21 protein-coding genes are annotated in these 26,182 nt (G+C 51.8%); 18 read left to right on the forward strand and 3 right to left on the reverse strand.

All coding sequences use genetic code 11. The features are described from left to right. Positions 1-601, reverse strand: a 601-nt coding sequence (locus PCH05_RS25850) for an amidase domain-containing protein (protein ID WP_174806311.1), incomplete at its 3' end; no start/stop codon positions are given. Positions 602-1,695: 1,094 nt separating this feature from the next. Between PCH05_RS25850 and PCH05_RS27450 the strand changes: the two genes are divergently transcribed. From PCH05_RS27450 to PCH05_RS25900, 11 genes are all read left to right on the forward strand, one after another. Beyond that, positions 1,696-1,971: a hypothetical protein gene (locus PCH05_RS27450; RefSeq protein WP_164766798.1), complete on the forward strand. Its 276-nt coding sequence runs from the start codon at positions 1,696-1,698 to the stop codon at positions 1,969-1,971. After that, positions 1,965-3,146 carry an ROK family transcriptional regulator gene (locus PCH05_RS25855; protein WP_127607429.1) on the forward strand — a complete coding sequence of 394 codons (1,182 nt, stop codon included), beginning with the start codon at positions 1,965-1,967 and terminating at the stop codon, positions 3,144-3,146. Before PCH05_RS27450 ends, PCH05_RS25855 begins: the two co-directional genes overlap by 7 nt. A 59-nt stretch (positions 3,147-3,205) precedes the next feature. Next, positions 3,206-4,285: an extracellular solute-binding protein gene (locus tag PCH05_RS25860; protein WP_127607398.1), complete on the forward strand. Its 1,080-nt coding sequence runs from the start codon at positions 3,206-3,208 to the stop codon at positions 4,283-4,285. Positions 4,286-4,448: 163 nt separating this feature from the next. Further along, entirely contained in the window at positions 4,449-5,531 is a 1,083-nt protein-coding gene (locus PCH05_RS25865; protein ID WP_127607400.1) for an ABC transporter ATP-binding protein, read from the forward strand. A 16-nt stretch (positions 5,532-5,547) separates the two neighbouring features. Next, positions 5,548-7,305, forward strand: a complete 1,758-nt coding sequence (locus PCH05_RS25870; RefSeq protein WP_127607402.1) for an ABC transporter permease — start codon at positions 5,548-5,550, stop codon at positions 7,303-7,305. A 196-nt stretch (positions 7,306-7,501) separates the two neighbouring features. Continuing rightward, positions 7,502-10,033 (forward strand): NEW3 domain-containing protein, encoded by a 2,532-nt coding sequence (locus tag PCH05_RS25875; RefSeq protein ID WP_246049957.1) that lies wholly within the window; start codon positions 7,502-7,504, stop codon positions 10,031-10,033. A 404-nt stretch (positions 10,034-10,437) separates the two neighbouring features. After that, positions 10,438-11,949, forward strand: coding sequence for an argininosuccinate lyase (gene argH / locus PCH05_RS25880; protein WP_127607406.1), 1,512 nt, complete (start codon positions 10,438-10,440; stop codon positions 11,947-11,949). Continuing rightward, positions 11,946-12,980: a BadF/BadG/BcrA/BcrD ATPase family protein gene (locus tag PCH05_RS25885; protein ID WP_127607408.1), complete on the forward strand. Its 1,035-nt coding sequence runs from the start codon at positions 11,946-11,948 to the stop codon at positions 12,978-12,980. The genes argH and PCH05_RS25885 overlap by 4 nt, the downstream gene beginning before the upstream one ends. Positions 12,981-13,404: 424 nt before the next feature. Continuing rightward, complete coding sequence (locus tag PCH05_RS25890; RefSeq protein ID WP_127607410.1) at positions 13,405-13,776, forward strand: hypothetical protein; 372 nt, start codon at positions 13,405-13,407, stop codon at positions 13,774-13,776. 332 nt (positions 13,777-14,108) lie between these two features. After that, positions 14,109-15,059: a helix-turn-helix transcriptional regulator gene (locus PCH05_RS25895; protein ID WP_127607412.1), complete on the forward strand. Its 951-nt coding sequence runs from the start codon at positions 14,109-14,111 to the stop codon at positions 15,057-15,059. A 183-nt stretch (positions 15,060-15,242) separates the two neighbouring features. Beyond that, entirely contained in the window at positions 15,243-16,241 is a 999-nt protein-coding gene (locus tag PCH05_RS25900; RefSeq protein WP_164766799.1) for a helicase domain-containing protein, read from the forward strand. A 111-nt stretch (positions 16,242-16,352) separates the two neighbouring features. Here PCH05_RS25900 and PCH05_RS25905 read toward each other — a convergent pair whose 3' ends face one another. Next, positions 16,353-18,659 (reverse strand): serine hydrolase, encoded by a 2,307-nt coding sequence (locus PCH05_RS25905; RefSeq protein WP_127607417.1) that lies wholly within the window; start codon positions 18,657-18,659, stop codon positions 16,353-16,355. A 364-nt stretch (positions 18,660-19,023) separates the two neighbouring features. Here PCH05_RS25905 and PCH05_RS25910 point away from each other — a divergent pair, with 364 nt between their 5' ends. The 7 genes from PCH05_RS25910 (at position 19,024) to PCH05_RS25950 (ending at position 25,553) form a co-directional block, all read left to right on the forward strand. Further along, entirely contained in the window at positions 19,024-20,208 is a 1,185-nt protein-coding gene (locus tag PCH05_RS25910; protein WP_127607431.1) for an alanyl-tRNA editing protein, read from the forward strand. A 287-nt stretch (positions 20,209-20,495) separates the two neighbouring features. Continuing rightward, positions 20,496-21,752, forward strand: a complete 1,257-nt coding sequence (locus PCH05_RS27815; RefSeq protein ID WP_246049955.1) for a methyltransferase domain-containing protein — start codon at positions 20,496-20,498, stop codon at positions 21,750-21,752. Then, positions 21,694-21,939, forward strand: a complete 246-nt coding sequence (locus PCH05_RS25920; protein ID WP_307719591.1) for a nucleoside triphosphate pyrophosphohydrolase — start codon at positions 21,694-21,696, stop codon at positions 21,937-21,939. Before PCH05_RS27815 ends, PCH05_RS25920 begins: the two co-directional genes overlap by 59 nt. A gap of 65 nt (positions 21,940-22,004) precedes the next feature. Continuing rightward, positions 22,005-22,796 (forward strand): NERD domain-containing protein, encoded by a 792-nt coding sequence (locus tag PCH05_RS25925; protein WP_164766800.1) that lies wholly within the window; start codon positions 22,005-22,007, stop codon positions 22,794-22,796. Continuing rightward, complete coding sequence (locus PCH05_RS25930; protein WP_127607423.1) at positions 22,780-23,370, forward strand: hypothetical protein; 591 nt, start codon at positions 22,780-22,782, stop codon at positions 23,368-23,370. Before PCH05_RS25925 ends, PCH05_RS25930 begins: the two co-directional genes overlap by 17 nt. Before the next feature lie 1,083 nt (positions 23,371-24,453). Then, entirely contained in the window at positions 24,454-24,909 is a 456-nt protein-coding gene (locus tag PCH05_RS25945) for a peptidoglycan-binding domain-containing protein (protein ID WP_127607425.1), read from the forward strand. A 14-nt stretch (positions 24,910-24,923) separates the two neighbouring features. Next, positions 24,924-25,553 (forward strand): hypothetical protein, encoded by a 630-nt coding sequence (locus PCH05_RS25950; RefSeq protein WP_127607427.1) that lies wholly within the window; start codon positions 24,924-24,926, stop codon positions 25,551-25,553. 187 nt (positions 25,554-25,740) lie between these two features. On the opposite strand, the gene PCH05_RS27455 is transcribed toward PCH05_RS25950, so the two are convergent. After that, on the reverse strand, positions 25,741-25,914 hold the full coding sequence (locus PCH05_RS27455) for a hypothetical protein (RefSeq protein WP_164766801.1): 174 nt from the start codon (positions 25,912-25,914) through the stop codon (positions 25,741-25,743). Positions 25,915-26,182 lie beyond the last annotated feature (268 nt).

The raw sequence follows: 26,182 nt of genomic DNA on the forward strand, positions 1-26,182 counted from the left end.
TTACAAAGTACCAATATGCGGTGTTCTCGTTCCAACCGCTTGGTATGGAGGTGGGTTTTCTCATGTTATTCCCACCGGCAAACCAGACTTGTGAAGCAAAATTCGTACAGTCATTACTATAGTCCTCATAAGATGGGTTACGGCTTTTTCCGCCGTTAGTTGCCCAATTTAAGGCATAGTTAACTGCAACTTGTCTATTATAACTAGTCTGAAGGGTGCTAGCTTTTGGTTCGTACTCGGATATATCCTTAGAGTTTTCTAGTAGCATTTTGTACTCAAGCGATTCTAATTCACTGTTCTTTTTACCAAAAGAGGATTCATCTTCATACTGTATTGCATAATTTCTAATCTCATCATAATTTGGATTGCTTTTTAGTTCATCAATTTCGTTCCATTTAATATTTAATAAAAAAGTGTGATAATCCTCACTTCCCAATGGGAAATTCAAATTGTGCTCTTTGAGATAACCTTGAATAATCTTTTCCGGTCCTTGAATATCATTGTCCTGTGCAAATACTGGAGTGACTGTAATTACAGAAATCATTATTGCTAGAGCAGCTGTGCTAGCTTTCCTTACAAAGGTATTCTTTTTTACTTTCATTTGTTACCTCCTAGAAATATGTTATATAAATGCCTACTTTATTGAATCTAATATATTAAACAAAATTATCTGGAAGATGTTACATAAATAATGTAAAAATATTTATTTATATAATAATATGTAATAATTTGTATATTAATCAAACTGAAAGATTTATTTAACTTTATGTATACTCGCTCAAAAGAACGCTGGCGTTACTTGTGGTGCCCGGTTAGCTTATATCTTTATAACTGTATTTAACAACTGGCATTCTTCTGCTGCAACAGTTAGAAAGTTTCTTCCTCCAACAACTTCTTACCTGAAATTTAGGGGGAATAAGCTGTGAGTGACTGTTTTAATTCCAATTCCGTGGAATAATTACTAAAACCGCCTGTGGTCCTTCGGATAACCAATATATAAATCTATATTGAGATTAAAAGCCCCACGAAGACAAGAGCGTCGAAAACCTCGGTCTCTATATAAAGTCTGGCTTTTTTTGTTGCTCATATTTATCTGGCGAAAAAACGCTGGATTAACTTTTTTTTCTATCAACCTAGCGCCATCTTCTTCATGTTCTGTGCGACCACTGTAACCAGGGGTTGTTTCTTGGTTTTTGGCAGACGAGCACAAAGATAAGTAGGTAAACCCTTGGAACTCTTTAGCATCCGCGAAGTTTCGTTCAATCGTTCAATTGCCTCTTTTCGTTGCGGTATAACTAACTCTCAGACGTGTTGGCATCGTATTCAAACTCCCACTTGGGAAATAGTTTGTTGGTGATGTTGTCTTTGTAGATAAATAACCAGAATTCTGAGCAACTGCTCATGGCACCGAATTTGTAAGGTGATTATAGCCCGCCCTGTAGATTGGGAAGAGGTGGGAACGGCATTTAACCCAAGAAGTAAAGCTGAAGGGAGATACCTAAACAGTCAAAGCTCCAAGTATGAACTATCATTCGTTTCCAGGTCCGAAGAAGCTAATAACGCTGTAGTAAATGTCTGGTTTAGAGACACTTTTAATTTCCAGGTATTTACTCCCAATTGTCGACCTTTTTTTCTCGTCAATATGGGGGATTGAAATTCGGAAACAGGAAAAAAGGCTCGGGGAAGAAAGTCGTAGTGAACCAAAAACGTTTTTGGACGATATTCCGCCAATCCGAGGAGATATTCCCGAGATGGAGATGGGTGGAAAATCCGCATCGCTCGGGGCAATGGGGCATTCATCCATCAGAAAAAGTGGAGGAAAAACGTGGAATTCGATTGTTTTCGACGCTTAGGAAGGATTTCTCATTTATGGGTAAACGTATTGATGTTTTGGAAGTGTATTCATATACTGAGCCTAAATTTGAATTTGTTAGTTATTTTAACAAAGTAAGGTGGTGGATGACATCGTGATCAGGGGGAGAACCGGAAACACCAAATTCGTCAAACAGATGAACCGGGAAGGCATACTGCATCAGCTCCGGCAGGAGCCCCGCTTGTCACGAGCCGAATTGGCAGCAAAAACCAACCTCAGCCGGCCCTGCGTGTCGGCGCTCGTGGAGGAAATGATTCAGGAAGGGCTGATTCGCGAGGTCGGCACCGGGGAATCCAAAGGTGGGCGCAGACCCATCCTGCTTGAATACAATGTGCAGGCATATGCGGTCGTTGGCGCTGTATTCGAGGGAAGCGAGCTCGAAATGGCGGTCGCCGACATGAAGGGCGAGCTGATCGCGCAGCGGCATACCCGCTTGAAACAGCCGGTGGATGGGGACTCTGCGCTGAAGGCGCTGGAGGAGACGCTCGCGCGTTTGCTCGCAGTAAGCGGGATCGACCGCGACCGGGTCGTCGGCATCGGCGTCGGCCTTCCCGGCATCACCCAGCGCCGCAGCGGCACCGTCAGCCATGCCCCGAGCACGGGCTGGATGGACCTGCCGGTAGGCCGGGAAATCGAGGAACGCCTGCGGCTGCCGGTCGTGCTCGACAATGATGTCAACATGATGACGCAGGGTGAATTTTTCGGCGGTGCGGGGGCTGGCGTTTCCAGCTTGGTCTATATGTACGTCGGCACCGGCATCGGCGCAGGAATCATCCTGGACAAGCAGCTGTACCGGGGAAGCCGGGAAGCCTCCGGGGAAATCGGCTACATGCGGATCGGCGACTCGCCGGCCCGCCGTAAGGGCGAATTCGGCGTGTTCGAGAGGAACTTCTCGGTTACCGGCATTCACGGCAAAGCCCAAGCGCTTGGCCTCCCGGTCGATCCCGAGGCGGGCATTTTGCGGCAGCTCATCCGGCTTAGCAGAGAAGGCAGCGCGCCCGCAGAAGTCCTGCTGAACGAGGTGTATCACGGCTGGGCCTCCGGCATCGCCAACACGGTCAGCGTACTCGATCCCGAAATGCTGGTGTTGAGCGGCGAGATGCTTCACTTGGATGAAGCGGGGCTGAATCGGATCCGCGAGCTGCTGCTGGAGTGGGTGCCAGTGGTGCCGGACATCCGCCTGGCCGAGCTGCGCGAGCGCGCGGGCCTGATGGGCGCGGTGCACAGCGTGCTTGAGGCGCACTCATTCGCATCCATGCCGGCCGGTAGTTAAAATTTTGGCATTTAAAATGGGCCCATTATGTGCTCTTAAAACCAAGGGGGATTTGAACAATGACAAAAAAATGGTTCAAGCTCGGCATGCTGTCCATGGCATTGACGATGACGGTCGGTTTAACGGCATGCGGCGGAGGCGACAAGGAGCCGTCCGCATCGGGCGGCGATAGCAGCTCCAAAGGATCGAAGAAGCTCGTCATCTACACCGCCCGCGACAAAAACGTCGTCGAGCAGATCGTGCCGAAATTCAAGGAGCTGAACCCGGGCATCGACGTCGAGGTGATGACAATGGGCGCGCAGCAGATCATGGAACGGGTGCGCGGCGAAAAGGCCAATCCGCAGGCGGATTTCTGGTGGGGCGGCACGCAGTCCTCTTTTATTACGGCGGCGAACGAAGGCCTGCTAGAATCGTATAAGCCGAGCTATGCGGACAGCATCCCGGCCGAATACAAAGACGCTCAGGACCGCTGGTACGGCGAAATGCTGCTGCCCGAGGTGATCATGTACAACTCCGAGGCGCTGAAGAAGGAGGATGCGCCGAAGGATTGGGACGACCTGCTCGATCCGAAATGGAAGGATCAAATCCTGATCCGCGGTGTGATGGCGTCCGGCACGATGCGGACGATTTATGACGCGATGATTTACCGCCAGGACCCGGCAAGCCCGGACAAAGGATACGAGTGGCTGAAGAAGCTTGACGCCAACACGAAAGAGTACACGCAGGACCCGACGCAGCTGTATCTGAAGCTGGCTCGCCAGGAAGGAAAGCTGTCGCTGTGGAACCTGCAGGACATCCTGATCCAGAAGGAAATGCAGAAGCAGCCGTTCGATTACATCTATCCGGCCAGCGGCGCGCCGATCTTGGTGGACGGCGTCGGCATCGTCAAGGACGCCAAGAACATGGAGAACGCGAAGAAGTTCTTCGACTTCATTTTCGATGAAGATCAGCTGAAGGAAAAGGCGGACAAGCTGTTCCAGATCCCGACCCGGACCGACATTGACAAGAGCCAGTTCCCGGATTGGTACAAGAACCTCGATACCAAGTCGCTCGATCTGGACTGGACGGTGCTGGCGGACAAAGAGAAGGAATGGATGCAGCATTGGGACGAGAACATCAAGGGCAAGGGCGGAAAATAACGAATAGGGTCTACGTTTTAGGAGATACAAGAGGCAGCGGCGGGGGAGATCCCCGCCGGGTCTGCCGGATGTTCCGGCGGGCTGATATGCCCGATCGATTGTACATGGAAGGCCGAAGAGGCCTGCATCGATATGCGAAACGAATTGAAGGAGGACTAACGTTATGATCGGAGTCACGCTGGATCGCGTCAGCAAAACGTTTGGCGGGGCCAAAGGTGTGGAGGACGTAGACGTACATATCAAGCCAGGCGAATTTTTTACCTTTCTCGGCCCGAGCGGGTGTGGCAAGACGACCACTTTACGCATGATCGCCGGCTTCTACTACCCCAGCGGCGGACGCATCCTGTTCGGGGAACAGAACGTGACGAACATGCCGCCCAACAAGCGCAACACGGGCATGGTGTTTCAAAACTACGCCTTATTCCCGCACATGACCGTGTTCGAGAATATTGCTTTCGGTCTCCAAGTCCGTAAACAGGGGAAGGCGGAGATACGCGAGAAGGTGACGCGTGCACAGAAGCTCGTGCATCTGGACGGATACGGCGAGCGCCGCATCGACCAGCTGTCGGGCGGACAGCAGCAGCGGGTCGCGCTCGCGCGAGCTTTGGTGATCGAACCGAATATTCTCCTGCTCGACGAACCGCTGTCCAATCTCGACGCGAAGCTGCGGGACGAGACGAGGCAGGAGATCAAAAGGCTGCAGCTGGAGCTCGGCATCACGACGATCTACGTTACGCACGACCAATCCGAAGCGATGTCGATGTCCGACCGGATCATGGTCATGAAGGACGGCGTCGTGCAGCAGATCGGCGCGCCGCTTGAAATATACAACCGCCCGGCCAACCGCTTCGTCGCTTCGTTCATCGGCGAAACCAATCTGTGGGAGGGCACGGTGGAACGCGTGGAAGGCGGCCAGGCGGACGTTCGGATCGCGCCGGATGTGCTGCTGACGGGTCTCGCCGCGAACGCCTCGCCCGCATGCAAGCTGGCGGCGGGACAGAAGGTCACGCTGTCGGTGCGACCGGAGGCCATCCGGGAGGCTGGCCCGTCTGAACGAGGCGCAGCCAATACGTTATCCGTGAAGGTGCGGCTGTCGGAGTTCACCGGCGTCAGCGTGAACGTGATCGCGGAAGCCGGGCCGCTGTCCGTAAAAGCCTTGTTCGTCGGGCAGGGGCAGCGGATGAGGGAGCCGGGTGAGGACATGCGGTTAGCCGTGGCACCGGAGAGCATTTATTTTCTGGAATAGGAGGTGAGCCGAACCCATGAACCAACCACAGCCTCAATCACAGCCCCAACCGCGGCCGCAGCCGCCGCTGCGCCCGAACAGCCGCTGGAGCGCGCTGACGACGTCGCCGCATTTCGTCTACGTGCTGATCGCGCCGCTGTTTCTCATTCTGCTGGCCTATGTCGTGTATCCGTTTTTCCAGACGTTCCTGCAGAGCATCAAGCAGGAGGGGAGCTTTTCGCTCCACAATTATTCCCGCTTCTTCAGCCTGGAGCATACCGCGAACCTCGAAGCGCTGTGGACGAGCGTGTACATTTCCGTGCTCAGCGTCGTCACCTGCGGCATCGTAGGCGTCAGCATGGCGTTCCTGCTCGAAAGGTATGATTTTCCCGGCCGCAAGCTGTTGTCGGTGCTCGTCCTCGTACCCATGGCGCTGCCGCCGCTGATCGGGGTGCTGTCCTTTGAATTTCTGTACGGCTCGAGCGGGATCATCCCGCGGGGACTGCAGCATCTACTCCATCTGGAAAAGCCGCCGTTCACGCTGAAAGGCATCTGGGGCGTGCTCGTCGTCCATACGTTTACGATGTACACCTATTTCTATATGACCGCGTCCTCGGCGATTAAGGGGCTTGACCCTTCGCTGGAGGAGGCTGCCGCGAACCTGGGCGCGAACCGCTTCACCATTTGGCGGCGGGTGATTCTGCCAATGCTTACGCCGGCCATCGTCGCGGCATCGCTGCTCGTGTTCATGATCTCGATGGCGTCCTACACGGCGCCGCTGATCTTCGGGATCGAGCGGACGATGACGATGCAGATTTACCTGTCGCGCACGAACGGAGACCTGGATATGGCCGCGACGCAGTCGACGCTGCTGTCCATCGTGTCTGTCTTGTTCCTCATCCTGATGAGATGGTATCAGGGCGCGCGGAATTACCAGAACATGAGTAAGGGCGTCAGCGTACACCGGACCGAGGTGAAAAGCCGGGCGGGGCGCAACGTCTCGATGGTGCTGTCTTTTCTCGGGGTGCTGGTGCTCATGCTGCCGATCCTCGTGATTGTGCTGCTCGCCTTTTCCGAAGACGGGAAGTGGACGACCCAGGTGCTGCCGCCGTCGTACACGCTCGATCATTTCAAGGATTTGTTCACCGACAGTAAAACGTGGCGCCCGATCGCGAACAGCTTCAAAATCAGCATCGCGGCGACGATCGGCAATCTGCTGTTCGGCGTCGCAGCCGCCTACGCCATCGTGCGCATGCGCTTCAAAGGCAAAACGCTGCTCGACATCCTGATCATGCTGCCTTGGGCGCTGCCGGGCACGGTCGTGGCCGTGAACCTGATCACGGCGTTCAGCGAGCCGAATGCATTCTCGTTCGGGCAGGTGCTGATCGGCACGTTCTGGATTTTGCCGCTGGCCTATTTCGTCCGGCATCTGCCGCTGATCTTCCGCTCGACGTCTTCCACGCTAATGCAGACCGACCGCTCGGTGGAGGAAGCGGCGCGTAACCTGGGCGCTTCCTGGTGGTACACCTTCCGCCGCGTCGTGTTCCCGATGGCGCTGAGCGGCATCCTGGCGGGCACGCTGCTGGCCTTGGTGGAAGGCATCGGCGAGTTCGTCGCCTCGATCCTGCTGTACACGAACAAGACGACGCCGATCTCGGTCGAGATTTTCCAGCGGATGTACGCGTTCGAATTCGGAACCGCCTGCGCCTACGGCGTGCTGCAGATCGTCATGATCATTCTCGTGCTCTATGTTTCCCGCAAACTGACCGGCGGTAATGCCGGCTCTGCGATTTGACCATAGATGTTCCTGAACCTGAAGCGGTACAAGTTCCTTTCATTGCGCGGCTCTGGCTTGTCCCATTCCGTACGGGCCTGCCGCGATAATGATACAAACTCGCATGCTTGAAGGAGGAGAAGTAACGTTGAGTCCAAATCAATCAAGCAAGAAACGCACGGCGAACAAATGGATGGCAGCATCACTAAGCCTGGTGATGGCCGGAACGCTGGCTTTGCAGGCCGGTCCGGGAAAAGCATCCGCCGACAGGGGGGTGGTCGATTTATGGAAAGCGATCAAGCCGCTTACCACCGTTGCAAGCGCAATGAACACGGGGGCTCACCCGGACGATGAGCACAGCGCGACGCTCGCGTACCTATCGCTGGGTCTAGGCGTGGATACATACAGCGTGATCGCGAACCGCGGGGAGGGCGGGCAGAACGAAATCGGCAGCGAGCTTGGCAACGCCCTCGGCATCATCCGTACGCGGGAGCTGCAGGAAGCGTCGAAAATTACCAACGTGACGCTGGCGAACCTGAGCCAGAAGCTGGACGATCCGATTTTTGACTTCGGGTTCTCCAAGAGCCCGGACGAAACCTTGGCCAAATGGGGTGAGGACGTCGCTTACGAGCGGCTCATCCGCCAAATCCGCGAGAAACGTCCGGACGTGCTCATTCCGGCGTTCCTGAACGAGGAGTCGACGCATGGCCATCACCGCGCGGTGAACGTGCTGACCGTACGGGCCTTCAAGGATGCGGGCAACCCGCAGGTGTTCCCGGAGCAGCTGAAGGAAGGGCTGCAGCCTTGGCAGCCGAAAAAGCTGTACGTGCCTGCCACGGACAAGGCGTACGATGTCTCTTTGCCGGTGAATGCATACAATGAGCTGTACGGTGCTTCCTATGCCCAGCTCGGCGAGGAATCCCGCTATATGCACAAGAGCCAGGGCATGGGCAGACAGGTGGACGAAGGTCAGGGAACGGCGTATTACAAGCTGGAAGCAGCAGCCGACGGCAAGAAGGCAAGCGAAAAGCCGGAAACGTCGCTCTTCGGCGGCATCGCCTTCACGTTCGACGATCTGTCCAAAGAAATCAATGCCAAAGGAAAAGACAATAAAGTCGCCAAGCAGCTGAACACGCTGCAAAAGGACGCAAACGAAGTGATCGCGGCCTATCCCGCATTCGATCAAGTTGCCCGCGAAGTTCATGAGATGAAAGCGGACGTGCAAACCGCAGTCGAGCTGGTGAAGTCCTCTTCTTTGGACGCATCTGCGAAAACCGATCTGCTGCACCGGCTGGACGTCAAGGAAAGACAGCTCAACAAAGCCAGCCAGGAAGCGACCTCGGTCGTCGTCAAGGTGAAGCCGGAGACCGGAGAGCTCGTTCCGGGGCAAACCGCGAAAGTAACCGTTACCGCCTTCAACGGCGGCGACGTAAACGTCGGCAAGGTCAGCCTGAAGCTGAACGTGCCTGAAGGCTGGACTGCGAAGGCGGCAGGAGCGGCGAGCTTTGACAAGCTGGGCAAGAACCAGACAGTCAAAACGGAGTTCGAGGTGACCGTGCCGAAGCAGGTCGAGGATTTCAATCCTTATGCGCTGCCGCTCATTTCCGCGGATATCCGGTATGAAGCGTTCGGAACGCCGGCGACGCTGCATGCGGTTCCGGACAATGCGGTCGCGGTGCTGCCGCCGGTTGCGCTGTCACTCAGCCCGGAAGCGGCGGTGCTGAACACGCTGAAGCCGGAAGATGCCGTATCCGTGAAGGTCACGGCGACGAATTACGCGCCGGGTGCTGAGACGTCGAAAGTATCGCTGAAAACGCCGGAGGGCTGGACTGTTGAACCTGCGGTGCAGGAGCTGAAGTTCGCGGCCAAATACGAAACCAAGACAGCCGAGTTCACCGTCAAAGCGCCTGCGGGTGTAAAGGCGGGAAGCTACAGCCTGTCGGCGATATCAAGCATTAGTGCCACGGACAGCAGCCGAACGGTGCAGGTCATCCAATATCCGCATATCGGCAAAACATATTACGTCAAGCCGGCGAACCTCGCCATCCAGGCGTTCGATCTGAAGGTGCCGCAAGGCCTGAAGGTCGGCTACATCTCCAGCGGGTTTGATAATATCGACCAAGTGCTGCGCCAAGTAGGCGTCAACGTGACGAACCTGGATGCCAAAACGATTCAGTTCGGCGATTTGTCGCAGTACGACACGATTGTGCTCGGTATCCGGGCATACGCCTTCCGTCCAGAGCTGATTCCAAGCAACCAGCGTCTGCTCGATTTTGCCAAGAACGGCGGCAACCTGGTCGTGCAGTATCATAAGCCGGAAGACAAATGGTCGCCGGAGCTCGCTCCGTATCCGATTACGATTGGCCAGCCGCTGATCCAGTGGCGCGTCACGGACGAGAACTCCAAGGTGACTATGCTGGCGCCGGATCATCCGATCTTCAATTCGCCAAACAAAATCACGGCCGCCGATTGGGAGAACTGGATCCAGGACCGCTCCGCCTATAACCCGTCCGAATGGGGCAAGGAGTATACGGAGCTGATCTCAAACGGCGATGCGGGCGAAAAAGAATTTACCGGCACATTCCTGTCGGCCAATTACGGCAAAGGAACCTATACGTACAGCTCGCTCGTCTGGTACCGCGAAATGCCGAGCCTCGTGCCGGGCTCGATCCGTATGTTCGTGAATATGATCAGCTTGAAGCAGGGCGCAGCGTCCGTGGGGACGACTGCTCCTGCGAGCAGCAAGTGATGGGTTTGGACTTATAGGATGTTGAGGAATCGAGTTTAGGTTGCATAAAAAGGGTGGGCGCGAAGCGGTGTGCTTCGCGCCGCACCTTGGATGTTGGGATGAGGAAGAGATGTTGAGGGTTTGTTCAAGATGAATCTTAGGATGTACAGTTGCTACGAAGAGGTCGAATGAATGTACGGCTAAAGTAGCGGAGGAGACGGAATCGTTCAGAAGAAGCGTTAGCGTTCGCCTTTGTGAGCGGATATCGACCATGAACTCATTTCAATCAAGAAATCCGGGAGCAACAGCGATCGAAAGAACGATCCGGAACCGCAGCGGCTACTTTGCACGAAGTAAAATGTTTACTTCCTTAGATTCATTTTATATCGATCGATACATAAAACGAAGGAAGGGAATGGGACAACATGAGGATTCGGGAACAGATTTTGCAGCAGGAAGGCGGGCATTTTCCGGGACGAACGTATACGGAAGCCGTGCTCGAACCCGCTTTTGACGAAGCGAAGACGAGCTTGCTTGGAGCCATGATGGCCATCAACAAAGCACATCTGATTATGCTGAAGGAGCAAGGGCTCGTCAGTGAAGAAGAGGCCAGCCAGATCGCGTCAGCCATTCGCAGCCTTGACCTGGAGGGGCTTCGCCAAGCGGAATATACCGGACAATTCGAGGACCTGTTCTTTCAGGTCGAGCATGAGCTGCATGCAGCGGCCGGAGACATTGCCGACAACCTGCATCTGGCCCGCAGCCGCAACGATATGGGCATCGCGATATATCGGATCGTGCTGCGGGAGAAACTGCTCGTGACGCTTCGCGGAGCCCTTGCGCTCAAGAGCCAGCTGCTGTCGTTCGCGGAGGAGCATGCGGACACGATCATGATCGGCTACACCCATACGCAGCAGGCGCAGCCGACCACGCTGGCCCACTACATCATGGCGGTGACGGATTCGCTGGACCGCGATATTCGCCGGCTGCAGGCGGCCTACGCCAACTGCAACCGGAGCAGCATGGGAGCGGCGGCGCTGACGACCTCCGGCTTCGCGATCAGTCGCGAGCGGGTACAGGAGCTGCTCGGCTTTGACGAGCTGATCTACAACTCGTACGACGCGATCGGCGGCGCCGATTACGTCGGCGAGATGATGACCGCCGTGCAGCTCGCGGCCATCAACCTGGGCAGATCGTCACAGGATTTCCTGCTGTGGTGCACCCAGGAATTCGGCATGCTGCGCGTAGCCGACCCGTACGTGCAGATCAGCTCCATCATGCCGCAGAAGCGGAACCCGGTCTCATTCGAGCATATGCGCGCACTGCTCTCCAGCTGCGTCGGCAACACCCAAACCGTCCTGACCATGATGCACAATACCCCGTTCGGCGACATCGTGGATACCGAGGATGACATGCAGCCGTATGCCTGGAAGGCGCTAATGGTACTTGAACGGATGTACCGCCTGCTGTCCTGCGTCATCGGGACAGTGGACGTCAACAAGGAGGTGCTGCGCAAACGCACCGAGGGGAGCTTCGCCATCGTGACCGAGCTCGCGGATACGCTGGTACGCAGCGACGGCTTATCCTTCCGCGGCTCCCACCATATCGTGAGCCGCCTCGTGAAGCACGCCGTCGCCGAAGGCCTCGCCGCCAACGAAATCACGCTGGAGCTCGTCAACGAGATCGCCCTGCAAGTTATCGGGCGGAAGCTATCGCTCACCGCAGAGCAGCTGCGGCTGGCGCTGGACCCGGTACATTTCGTGGATATCCGTACCCTGCCCGGCGGACCGGCTCCTTCGGAAATTCGCAGCGTCATCGCCAAGCGGAAGGAGAGCCAGCAGACACAGGAGCACTGGCTGGACGCGGCCCGTGCCAGCACGGCGGGCGCGCTGGAGAACCTGGACCGTTCGCTGGCCGGCTGGAGCGTCAGCCGATGAACCCGGCAATGATTCCCCTGCTGGCCGTGGACGGCGGGGGAACGAAATGCCTGGCCGTGTTCGCGGATGCCGAAGGTCGCATGCTCGCAAGCGGGCGCGCGGGGTCCTGCAACTACCAGGGCGTGGGCCGCGAAGCCGCGGCGCGAGAGCTGACGCGGGCGATCCGGGAGGCTAAGCGGCAGCTGGCTGTAGGGAAGCGTGATGCGAGTTCGGCATCTTCACGTGTTGTACCCCCGACAGAACATACCCCTGCAGCGGAGGAAGACGGACCGCTGCAGGTTGCCTGCGCCGTCTTCGGGCTCGCAGGCCTCGACACCGCCTACGACCGCCGCATCATTGAGGAGCTTGTCCACGAAGCGCTCGCCAGCACACAGGTGCAGGCAGATCGCGTCGTCGTGGACAACGACGGCGTCGCTGCCCTGCTCGGCGCCTCCGGCGGTGATCCCGGCATCCTGATCATCGCCGGCACCGGCTCGATTGTGTACGGAATCAACGCCAAGGGCGACAGCGCCCGCGCAGGCGGCTGGGGCCATCGCGTCGGCGACGAAGGCAGCGGCTACTGGATCGGCAAGCAGGGAATCCGGGCCGTGCTGCGCGGATACGATGGAAGAGGCGTCGCCACGTCGCTAACGGCGAAGCTGCTTCAGCACCTGAAGCTGCACAATGAAGAGGAGCTGTTCAACTGGGCTTACTCCGCTGCCTACAGCGTGGATAAGACGGCGGAGCTGAGTAAGCTCGTGGACGAAGCGGCCCAAGAAGGTGATGCGCCAGCCCGCCGAATTCTCGAATCGGCAGCTGATGAGCTGTTTCTGGGAGCGCAGGCGGTGATGCAGAAGCTTGGCCTGTCCGAGGACGAAGCTCCTTTTGCGGTGATATTGCAGGGGGGGGTGCTGCAGCATAATTTAGTCGTGCGAAGCCGGTTGGCGGAGCGGATTGCGGCATTTTCGCCGCTTGCGAGGGTGGATGAAGCGAAGCGGGAGCCGATTTATGGGGTGATTGGGCAGGGGAGGCTTTTGTTGGGTCTCCGATGATTTAGGTTGCATAATATCGTTTGAAATCTGTTACTCCTGGAGATGCGCTCCAGGAGTATTTTTTATCCATGCCGAGAACAGGTTAGCCGACGAGTAATATGCCAGACCAATAGAGAGGTTTTCAACAGATCTGGATAAGTACGGAGGACAGCCTACTAGTTCAGCAACGCGATCGCCCATCACGAATGATGGGGTCTTTATTGTAGAATTGCTAGGCCTGCAAGAGCTTCGGGAACTCCAGGTCCCTGATTTTATCCGTGCGGCAAAGACGGAGCTAACCGATGGACCGGATCTTCCGAGCGTTCGGGATGCCCGGCGGCATCAGCTGCAGCTGATCAGTCGGCCCACCTATTCGTTACTGTCGGTAACCGGTCAGACCAAAACTCTCCACGAACGTCCGGAATGGACCTCCGAGGGGAGAGGCATGGCATTCGGCAGCGTCGTTCATCGATCTATTGAGTTGATGGGTAAAGGATTGATCGAGTCGGATCTTGAAGCGGCAGTTCATGTGCTTGCGAGTGAAGAGGGACTAGTGACGGAGTATATACCTGATGCCGTTCGTATTGTAAGAACCTTTCTATCAAGCGAACTTTGGAAGCGGAGTTTGAGTGCGCGTCGTAGGTTGTTTGAGCTGCCGCTGTTACTTAGAAAAAGCGCTGATGAGCTGAAGTCTTTCAATAGATTTGCGGCAAAGGACATTCTTCCCGAAGCAGCCGCTGCTTCAACGGGAGAAGATACTGCCGTTCAACAGGCATTCCTTCGGGGGGGGAATCGATTTTTTGTTCGAAGAGGATGACGGTTGGGTGATTGTTGATTTCAAAACAGATCATGTTGAAGAGGCGTCACTCCAATCTTTTGTCGACTTTTATCGACCCCAAGTCCTCGTATACGCATCCGAATGGGGAAATACGTTTGGTTTCAAATGTAAAAGAAGCCGGGCTGTATTTTGTGGGGATTGGGCGGTATGTGGTGTTGTAGATATACTAGGGCGGACTTCAAACTTTTGGAGTTCGCTCTTTTTAAAGTTCTCCAAAAGATTTCATTATTTTTAGTTCCTTGGAAGGATATGGAGGCCTTTTGTCGAAGTGTGTATATACTATAACGAAAGTTACATAGGAGAATTGGACTATGTCAGACAAACTATTCAGATGGTTCAAAATTATTTATGCGATTCAGGCGAGGCCTGGAATTAACGCGAAGGAACTCGCAGACAGATGCGAAACTGAAGAAAGAACGATATATCGCGATTTGCGTTCATTGGATTCAATGGCGCCAATTACGAATATTGGATACGGTAAAGGCTACACATTTGCTGGGGATTTTGCCGTATATCCGTTCAATTGGACGCAACAGGAGGCCATGGTATTCTCCATGCTGCCTTCATTTGTCGATCAAAGCAACATGCCGCCGGGATTCGACACGGCTTATGATAAAGTTATGGCCGCTCATTTCAGGCAAAAGAGGCGAGACCGGGAATTGTTGGAACATGTAACCGACATTATTCAGATGGGTTCTCCAGCTTATCGGGAGGATGCACCGAACTTTCTATTTCAAGTGATCCAAGCGATCGTGGAAGAAAAGACAATCACGGCGGTTTACCATACGCAAAGCCGAAATCAACAGACGGAGCGCGATATTGATCCGTATTATCTTGTCCCAAGGGACCAGCGTTTTTATCTCATTGGGTACTGTCACCACGCAGAAGAAGTTAGAACGTTCCGATTGAGCCGGTTTCGCTCGATAGAGATGACGAACCGTACCTTTAACCGCGGGGATTTTAATATCAAAAATTACTTGAAAAATACATGGTCGATTGAACGCGGAAACGACCAGATCCATTTCAAAGTGAAGTTTTCGCCGGTCGTAGCTCGTTACATAAAGGAAGAAGAAATGTTCGTTCGGCCTCGAATGACGGATTTGCCTGATGGAAGTCTACTGTTTGAGGTAACTGTAAACCATGATCGGGAATTTATCACTTGGGTAAGCCAGTATGGTCCCGATGCGGAAATTTTGGCCCCCGTGTCCTACAGGGAACGGATGAAGGAACGACTGAAAAAGTGGAGCAAGTTATATGAGTAAATCGGAACAGCATTAGATCCAGAGTACGCTTTAGTCTTAAACGCTGGTATATGATCTGAATCATGAATCCGCTTTGAACGAGGGTTTTATGTCGTATCCAATCAAAGGGAACAATTTGTTAGCGTGAAGAGCAGAGTACTTTTCAAAAACAAATAGACGTATGTTCTTGGGAAGGGGAAAATTATGGTGGACTCCAGACTACAGCATGAGCAAAGCGTTTTGCAGGAAAAACTAGCACAAATCGACAAATTGGTAGAAGGCATTTCTATTAATAAGAATGTAAATCATTCAAAAGCGGATTTAATCATTCAACAAAGAAAAAAGGAACGAATGGATAAGATTAAAGCGGCCCGTGCTCATCCTTATTTTGGTCGGATGGATGTCATTCAAGCTGATGGTAGTACCGTTCACTATTACGTTGGCAAAACGGCAATCGGTGATGATTATAGTGATAAAGAGATCGTAATAGACTGGCGCTCCGAATTTGGTAAATTATATACGACTTATTCCGGCGGGGAAAAAGAATGGCTCGGAGTCGGCAATCTTGTGGGAAAGAGGCAAATTACGATGGAACGACATCGTGTATCAAGAGTAGTTGATGTTGGTAAAGTAGAGAGGCCCCGTGTTTCTGGATCACAACATAGCCTTTCCAATCCATCTGCGGATATCTCAAATGAACAATTCCTTACAGAAATACTCAGCCAAACGACGGAAGGCTATCAGATACAGGAAATCATCTCTTCACTGCAAGAAGAGCAGGACGAGATTATTCGCCTGCCTATGGATCATCCAGTTATCGTGCAAGGGGTAGCGGGCAGTGGTAAGTCTAGTGTTGCCCTTCACCGGATTTCCTACTTGCTATTTCGCTATGAATCTACATTAAAGCCGGAAGATATCCTGGTCGTCGCTCCCAATAAAATGTTTATTTCTTATATGCAGGGGATCCTGCCAGAGCTGGACATACAAGGAATTAGGCAAGAGACATTCGTTGGAATTGCAACTAAGTTGCTGGGTATAACTGAAGTAGAGTCGCAGCATGTAACTTTATCGAAAATCATCAATGAGGAACAATCGGATACCAAAGATGAAAGAGTTCTAAGATATAAAGGCTCGCTTGCATTCAAGCATGCTCTACAGGTTTATTTAGATTTTCAGATGGAACAAAATCACCCATTTTATTAATCTTAAACTTGATAAAATAGTTTTAGTTTCTTGGATCCGCAAAAAAAAGGGCGCGAAAGACCTGAATTAACAGGTCTTTCGCGCCCTTCTCACTCATGATCCAGCTTCGGATTATAATTTAAATCGCAAGTCTGCGACGAGCTTCACCGCTTCGGCTCTTGTGGTCGGATTGCCCGGACGGAAGGAGCCGTCCGTATAACCGTTCACGAGCTGCAGGGACACCGCTTTGGCGACAGCCTCGCTCGCCCAGGATGGAATGCTCTTCGCGTCCTGGAAGGAGGCGGTTGCCGAAGGTGCGGCGACTTGGCCATGCTTGTATTCATAGGCTCGGGTGATCAGAGCCATGACCTCTGCTCGGCTGATCGAAGCATTCGGACGGAAGGAGCCGTCCGAGCTGAGCACGATGCCCGCCGCTTGAGCGGCAGCGACGTCTGACGCATACCAGGCTTCGCTTGGGACGTCGGCAAACGGCTGAGCGCCGGTGGAAGCGGTCAAACCGAGGGAGCGCCCAAGCAGGGAGACGAATTCCGCACGGGTAATTTCGCGCTCCGCACTGAACGTGCTGCCGGTAGTTCCCTTTATGAGATTCGCGGCAGCGGCGCTCTCGATCAGCGATTCCGCCCAGTAACCGGGCTTCACATCCGTGAACTTCACATGATTGGTCAGGCTGCTATATACCGCCTTGGCGATGGACTGCACGACCGGATTGCCAATGGCCTGTGCCTCATCGAAATCGCCCGTCGTCGTGACTTCGGTCATGACGGAGATGGCGATTTCATGGCCCGGCACGAGGAAATAGCCTACGTCATGGGTCACGTTCGCGTTCTCGCCGGTCTTGTGGGCGATTGGGGCATCCGGCAGTGCGGCGCCGAACTTCGTGTTCACCTCTTGTGCCTTCATCCAAGAGATAATCTGATTGCTAGATTGTGCGGACAGAAACTCATGGTTGTAGATTTTGGCGAGCAGCGTCACGAGGTCGGCTGCGTCGATATAGTTGTCCTGCTCCGGCGTCGGCGCCGCGGCGAACATTTTACGACCCAGATGCATCGTTTGGAGACCTAATTGATCCATGAGTGCTTGAACCTTATCCAATCCAACAACGTCAATTAGCACGTTGGTTGCCGTGTTGTCCGACTGGGTGATCATCAGCCGCGCCAGCCGCTCGATGGTCACATCCTGTGGGAAAGTCTCCTTCTGGAGTGATCCCGTGCCTCCGACAACATCGTCCGGCTTAACCGTCACCTTCTGGTCGAGCGTCAATGCGCCCTTGTCCACCTGCTGCATGAGGGTCGATACAAGCGCCATTTTGATGGTGCTGGCCGGCATGTATGATTGCAGCGATCCCAGATGAACTTCGGCGCCGCCGGCTTGCCCACTCAAGTCCTTGATGCCGACCGACACGCGGATGCCCTTACTCTCGGCAGTGTCGATGATTGGGGCGACGGCCAGAGACATGGCCGGCCACGCCGAAGCGGTAGACGCAGCAGATGCCGGATGGTCGGAAAGATAGTTATAGGTTGCTTTGGCGATGCGCTGCACGTAAGGGTTGCCTTGTTCCTCAGCTTTACCGTTATCTTCGGGCTTCAGCACCTTCGTAAGTACAGCTATCGCGATCTCACGGCCAGGAATGAGGAAGTAGCCGACATCGTGGCTAACGTACCCAAGCTCCCCGGTCTTATGTGCGATCGGCTTGCCCCGCAGAACGGCGCCAAATTTCGTATTGACCTCCTGCGCCTTCATCCACTCCAGAATTTGGTCGCGGGACTTCGCCGACACCACCTCCGCGTTATAGATCCGATCAAGCAAAGTGAGCATCTCAGGCGCACTCGCATAGTTGTCCTCGGCAGGCGATTTGGCCGGGGTCATCATTTTGCGTCCAAGATGGGTGATGGTGAAGCCCTGGCTCTTAATGAACGCATTAACCTTGTCGAAGCCGACGAGGCCGATCAGGGCGTTCGTTGCGGTATTGTCGGACTGAATGATCATCAGCTTCGCCAGCCGTCCGATCGTCACATCTTGCGGGAATTTCTCCTTCTGCAGCGAACCCGCCCCGCCGACAACATCTTCCGGTTTTACCGTGAGCTTCTCGTCCAGAGAATGCTGACCGGAATCCACCTCCTGCATCAGGGTTGCAATCAAAGCCAGCTTGATAATGCTTGCGGAGTAATAGGCGTCCTGGGAACCGAGCTCGATGGTCTCGTGTCCGTATGTACCGCTTAAATCTTTGATATCGACCGATACGCCGACCCCATGTGCTTCCGCCGCATCGATAATGGGCTGTAGCACGGTTTCCAAACCGGTCAAATGTTCGCCGGATGCGGCCGCATAGGCGGAAGGTGCTTGAACGGACGCCAGCAGCAAAGCTGCGGATAAGGCGACTGCTGTCAAGAATTTGAGACTTCTGGATCTTTTGCGCATGATGAGCCTCCTAGATATAATGTAATATTCCCTTACACAACAGTAAATTGATTGAACACATTATATATTGATGTTAGATTACATTACAATATGTTTACGATTTTTATTTTTAGATTGGCATTCAGTTAGAATGTGTGATATAAATTGACATTGCGTAAAGTGGAGTAATCAATTGTACATACCAGCCCAAGATAATTTCCATTTAGATGAGACGTGTCGTTGCATCTGGAGCTAATAATTCATTCGGGGAAGTAAAGATCGCTGGCAGGCGGTCTTTTTTGTAGGGGAATTTGGCGCTTCGCAACCTTTTTATAGTAAGCTGGAAACAGAGTGAATTTAACCTTGGAACAGTGAGGACATGAAAATGACGAAGAAGCTATATTACGAATCCGCCTACATCCGGGAATGGGAGACACGAATCACGCGCAAAGTGGAGCGGGAGGACGGAGCCTATGTGGTCATGGAGGAGACGGCCTTTTATCCGCATGGCGGAGGGCAGCCTTGTGACTTGGGCTGGATCGATACCATTCCGGTTTTGGATGTCGTACTGGAGGAAGGGGAGATCCTGCATAAAGTCGAGCATTTTCCCGAGAAGGAAGAGGTCGGCTGCCGCTTGGATTGGGGGAGAAGGTTCGACCATATGCAGCATCACAGCGGACAGCATTTGCTATCGGCCATGTGTCTGGAGGCATGCCAGGCGGAGACGCTCAGTTTTCACCTGGGTGAGGATTACGCCACCATTGATATCGCTAGGTCGGATCTGCCACAGCACGAGCTGATGATGCTGGAGCTCGAGGTCAATGATCAGATTTACCTGAACCGTAAGTTAAAGAGTTATTTCGTGAGCCGGGAGCAGGCGGCCGTACTGCCGCTGGTGAAGCAGCCGAAGGTCACGGAAGATATCCGGATCGTTGAGATCGAAGGGATCGAATATAACGCCTGCGGGGGGACGCATGTCTCTGCAACGGGTGAAATCGGTGTGATCAAGCTGCTGAAAGTGGAGAAGCAGAAAGGGAATATGCGTATCTATTTTAAATGCGGCTATCGTGCCTTGAGAGAATTTAATGCCGGCATGGAGATTCTCGGCAGCTTGTCCACGAGGTTCAAGACCGCCAAGGAAGAGATTCCGGATCGGATTGCGAAAATGGATGAGGAGCACAAGCAGCTCCAAGCCGAGTTGATTGCCGTGAAGGCGGAGAACGACGCGTATCTGGCTGGCAAGCTGTTGGCAGATCGCCAAGGGAGCCTGATCAAGCACAATTTTGCGGACAAGCCGCTGAAGGATATGCAAAGCCTGGCGGCCAAGCTCACCGACCAAGCTGATGTGATTGTGCTCTTCGTATCCGGCGCGGACCATAAGGTACTTCTCGTCCGAGGTGGAGAAAGCGAACTCGCTTGCGGTGCGTTCTTCAAGCAGCATCTGAACGATTACCGCGGTAAAGGCGGAGGCAGCGACAAGATGGCGCAGGCCGGTTTTGCTAATGGGGAGGACGCCATGGCGTTTTACCATTTTGCGGCACAGACATTGTCTGGGCTTGAAGGGGAATAAGCGGTACGGAGCGGAGAATGTGAAAAGCGCCCATGATGGGCGCTTTTTTGTTGGTTTTAAGAGAATTAGTGACAGAGAAGCATAAGATGCTACAAGAGGCACGGGATATTCATTTTGTATGGTCCTTAGCATGTTGTAGTCTAAAACACGGCACTTCTATTTTTGCGGAAGAATCAACACACTTACGACTTTTTGCTGTGCATATTTCCTCTTTCTTCATCCAAATGTGCTAATCTATTGTTATCGATTTACCATTCTTTAGCGTTAATTACAGGAGGGTTCCCCTTTTGATCCAAGTAGCCGCAGCCATCATCGAAAACGAACACGGACAGTTGTTAATCGCCAGAAAAAAGGCAGGAAAGCCACAGGCCGGGCTTTGGGAGTTTCCGGGAGGAAAGCTTGAGGAAGTCGAAACTCCGGTGGATTGCCTGAAGCGTGAGCTGCTTGAGGAGATGCAGATCGCCATTGAGCCATACGCGTACTTCGGAACGAACGACCATCGCTATGGGGAGAAGCATATCCGGTTAATCGGATACAAGGCGCGGTTCATCAGTGGCACCATCAAGCTGACCGATCATGACGAAGTCTGTTGGGTGGAGCGGGATGAGCTTGGCGAATATATTTTCGCGCCGGCGGATGTTGCATTCATTAACATGTTAATCGAAGAGAATGAACCTTCAGGTCCAAGAACCGGTGCTGATCATACGGAGACCGCGGATATCAAAATCATTCTCCGGCAGTCCTACGACAATCAGGCAGAACTCAGAAATGCATCCAACCTGGAAGGCTGGAAGGTTGAAGAACGCGAGAAAGTGCTGAATGCATTCCGGACGAATGAGGTTCGAACCGTTTTGGAGATTGGAGCCGGGCCGGGGCGTGACAGTTTGTTTTTTCAGGAGCAGGGCTTCGATATGACGATAGTCGATTTGTCCGAAGAGATGGTTCGTTTATGCAGGCAAAAGGGGCTGCACGCACGGGTGATGGATTTTTACGATTTGGATTTTGCGGATCGCTCCTTTGACGCGGTATATGCCATGAACTGTTTGCTGCATGTGCCGAAAGCGCAGCTGCCGGATGTGCTCACGGAAATCAAGCGTGTATTGAAGCCGGGCGGTTTGTTCTACTTAGGGCTGTACGGCGGGATGGACACGGACGGGATTTGGGAGCAGGATGCTTATGAGCCGAAGCGTTATTTTGCCATGTACCCTGATGAGGAGATTCGCATGAAGGTCCAAGGTTATTTTCGGATCGAGGAATTCCATACACGCGACATGGGCGAAGGAGCACCTCATTTCCAATCGATGCTGCTGAGAATAGAGGACGAGCAGCTTGGAGCATCCACTTCAAACCATGACCTGAAAAATGCCTCTACAGCAGGACCTACGAACACGGGAGGAGAAAAACATCATGCCGGTATACAACAAGCTAGTGCGGGACTTGATTCCGGACATCATTGGAGCACAGGGAAAGCAGTATACGACCAAGATGCTAAACCAGGAAGAATATATTGCGGAGCTGAGAAAAAAGCTCCAGGAAGAGCATAAGGAATACATAACAGCCGGGCAGGACCGCGAGGCCGTCGAGGAGCTGGCGGACATGCTGGAGGTGATCTATGCTCTGGCGTCCGTCCATGGGGCTACGGAACAGGATCTGAATCGGGTGCGCGACGAGAAAGCGCAAGAACGCGGCAAGTTTCAGGAGCGCATTCTGCTGATCGAGACGGAGGATTAAATACCGGAAATAATGAATGACATAAATAAATTCTAAATGTTTGTTCCAACAGGGGGGAGAACCTTTTGCTCGCTGAAATCCACCACAAAATCTCTAGCTCCGGCAGTAACTTGTCCGACCGGCTGGAGGACCAGCTGACCGGCGACTTTTTTGGTGCTATTCGCTATTTACCATTTCAGGTTGGTTTGAAGAAGGTCTTAAGGGCGGTTCGTTTAAAGAACGTCGAGCAGAGTCCTCTAGACCCATTCTGGGAGAGATTTTTAGATACCACCGAAAACTATGATTATGAGTTGAAGTTCTGGTACCGTCATGCGGAGGGTGAAATTGATCTGATCCTGGAACATCCTGATGTTGTCATTGGCATCGAAGTGAAGTATTACAGCGGCCTGTCTTCGGAAGACGACGAATCAGAGGAGATGATCACGCCGGAAGAGAGCTGCCACCAGCTCGTGCGTTACTCCAGATTGCTTGAGGATATCCGTGGCGGGCGTTCCGCTTATCTCCTATTCTTGGCGCCATTTCAGATTTTGCTCCCTGTCGAGATGGATATGAAGGAGCGTTCGCTGATATCATCTCATATCCAATTGGGCTTCCTGGCTTGGCAAAATGTATTGGAACAACTGAAAACTATTGAAATAGCCACTCTTGATATGGGCCAACAGAGGATCATTCAAGATTTGATCGATCTATTGGTCAAAAAAGGTTTTGAACGCTTCAGAGGAGTTCTAACCGGCATTCACAAAATCTCGCTTGATGAGAAGGCATACATATTCAATGAACAATCAGGAGCGAAACTACAAATCCATTGGCCGATAAACATGGAGATTCAGGAGGGAAATTATGTATACAATAAATGAACGCGGGGAAAATATCAGCCGCGCGGTCGAAGTGCTGCGCACAACGTATAAAAATTTGACTTTGCTCATGGGTGAAATGGATATGGTCGGCAAGGAGCTAGGGTTTGTTCCGCTTGTACCCAAATTTCTGAGATGGAAGTCCGACAGCTATGAGGAAGGGTGGCTGCTCAGTGATTTTATTAAAATCTATCAATTGGACGGAGCTTCAGCGGGAAATGATCACGTATCCGATCTAAAGGAAGGGCCTGTATTTGTGGTTGAGATCGACTTGGAAGGACAAGAAGGATACCCTGAGATTGCGCTGTCACGGTTTCAATATGATCTGTCCTTGTGGGAGCGGGTACCTGCCGTCTCGGATCATTGGCTTTTTCAGAATCCATACCGGTTGGAGAATCATTTTGAGATTACATATAATGACGGAATTTGGCGGAGCAAGACGAGGGAGAAGTCCATCAAAAAATACTGGGGCCTTCAGCAAGCCATCGGGAAGAGCATTCCGCTCATCACCGTCAGTGACGCTGAAACGATTAAGACGAACATTTTTCAAGAGCTGCTGGATTTACCGGAAGCATAAGGCGAATGTCATAGCCTAAAATTCTGAATTGGCAGATATTTTATTTCCGTTGCGTTACCTTAAACGCCAATGAGAACGGCTAGGTTTCCTTCGTATTAACGGATACGATTCGACACCCAGTAAGTAGTTATTAAAACCGAATTGAGCCTGCTTATCTAGTTAAAGGTGCAACCTTCCGGAATAGTTTCGGAGGGTATTGTTTTATTTCAGAAAAAGGTATTCAAAAGTGAACCAGCAATAATAATCGCAGAAGGATTGGAATTTATAACTCCGCTTTCCCGCCTTTTTTCTGGCGATTAACAACTGTCCGTGTTCTTTTTCGATAATGGCTGCGGCTACGGATCTCATCATGATAGGCCTGCTTGATCGTGCCACTGATGAATCGGGCTTTAAAGATTGGATCAAAAGGGGAACCCTCCTATATGTACAATCTTTTATTTTGAGGGAAGTAGTTATGCTAATAGATTACCACCTCAGAGTTTTATAGCAGATGAGACCCCCGACGGAATGCCTGAAGCGTGAGCTGCAAGAGGAGATGCAAATCGCCATTGAGCCTTTCGCTTATAATGACCATCGCTATGGGGAGAAGCACATCTGGTTAACCTGCCTGATGAAAGAAGTTCAGATGATCCTCCGGTGAACGTAGCTATTCCTCCACACTCTCTCATACCTCTCTACCAGAACCGATGTTATATATAACCTGAAGCACCTTGCTAATGCGTAATCTGAGCAAAGAGGGCGCTATTTCTCCGTTCTCTAGTTCCGAATATAAGTTCTGTCGACATGGTGATAGATGCTCGACTCATCTTGAGAGAGCCTATATTTCTTTGCAGATTGTAGCAACGCTCTGCCTGAGGCAAGCAAATTTTATGCTTTTTTTATTATGAGTCATGTGAAATGCCGTTTGAATGAAAATAGGGCCGCTCACAAACCTTTTCTATTATAGATTCCACCTGTTCATTCTATTGTCCTAGGTAATTATGCTTATTTTAATGGATAAACTGGAAAATATAGAAAAAAGCATAACGAACCTGGTGTACATTACGTTATATAAATTGATCTATCAAATAAGGAGGGCTATTAATGAAGCGTAAATCTGTCACTCTTCTGTTAGGAGCATTAGTCGCTTCTCTGGGTGTTGCGAGTGCAGCGAGTGCATATCCTGCACAAGATTTCAGATCTTTTCCTACAGTGAAATCGGGTTCCACCGGAGGGTATGTTAGGGCATTACAGGCTAATTTGTGGGCTTCTGGTTACTCAAGCACCGTAGGTAATGTCGATGGAAGTTTTGGATCAGGTACTACTTCGGCGGCAAAATCTTATCAGAGTCGCGAGGGTCTTAGCGCTGATGGTGTTGTTGGATCAGGAACGTGGGCTAATATGAGTAATTATCTTGTATACAATACAGAGGTATCATTTTGGTTTCAACATTATAGCACAACCTATACTGCCAACTATTTATCAACTGAGACTAGTATGTCATATTCTTTAGTGTATGATCCGACGAACAGTGTAATCTCTTCTGGTAGAGTTTATTAATTAGGAGGTTAACGATGAAAAAACAAATTGTTATTACTGTAACTCTAGCCAGTGCCGTTGTCTTGGGTGGTGGGTTTGTATTAAAGTCTTACGCTGACCATGGAACTTCCGTTGTACAACCATCTGTTGCAGAGCAACAACAAATTGAAGTTGAAACTTCAACACAAGGGGTGACTTCCCCTCCAGCAGAAGAAACGGATTCTCTAATTAAGAATGTGGATATTCATGGTGTTCCGACAGGGGAGAACTTTATTCCCAATTTAGTTGGAAACTCATTATTGAAAAGTGTTTCTTCAAGTTTTCAGGTTGTGAAACAAACGGACACGCTTGCTCAAAAATTCGGGGATACCTTGCAGCTATCAACGATTTACACTCTTCAAGATGGAACGGAAGTCAGACTTGCTCAAAATCCTTTGGATCGACCGACTGCAGAGCAACAGGCTGATGTCTTCAAACGAATTTATTCTCAAAACCACACGGTGGTGGATACTGAAATCAATGGTTATAAAGGATTAACTGTGGAGAATGACGTCAAAAAAATAGTTTATGTCCTGACCGATACTCACATTTTCTGCATTGCGACCATCAGTCCAAATAGCAGCTTTGAGCCTTTACTTGATATCGCCAAACAAATAAAAGATTAACCATTTGCGCTTGCTGGGTGTATAAGCTCAGGACAAGCTTTGAGGCTGCCGAGGAATTCTCGGTAGCTTTTTATTTTTTGGCGGAATTTGGCCGTCAGTGGCGATTTTTAAAATCTCAGAACTAAAAATCGGCCTCTGTTCGCATCGTTTGCGAAATGGCCGTTTTTTCAAGCTTGGCTACTTGCTATTAGAAGATTTCCACAAGGACAACAATAAGAACGATAATTGCGATAGCAATGAGCAAGTTAACTATATTCCAAACTAAACCTCTAAAAGATCCGAAGCCTTTCTCCTTGTTATCTTCATGGCGTTTTTTGTGAACTTCCGTGTCATACTGTCCTGGAGGATTACGGAAATCCATATGGGAATTCTCCTCTCTGCATTAGGTGTTGGGAGGTAGTTATAAACAATTTTGTGAGAACGCATTCAATTTATTTTATCATTATTCAAGGTTGTTGATAACATCATCAAGGTTGGGGAGGGTTCTTGAAGCAGCTTGTGATGGCACTACCACTGAGGGGAGTTTCTGTTGGAGTTTTACAATCTCCGCTTTTTTGCTGTTCATGCAGGACATCGGATATAATTTTTGTGAGGTGAGTGGACAATGAAAAAATCAGAAGTATTATTAT

It is taken from the genome of Paenibacillus chibensis (assembly GCF_004001045.1).
Taxonomy (GTDB): domain Bacteria; phylum Bacillota; class Bacilli; order Paenibacillales; family Paenibacillaceae; genus Paenibacillus_AQ; species Paenibacillus_AQ chibensis.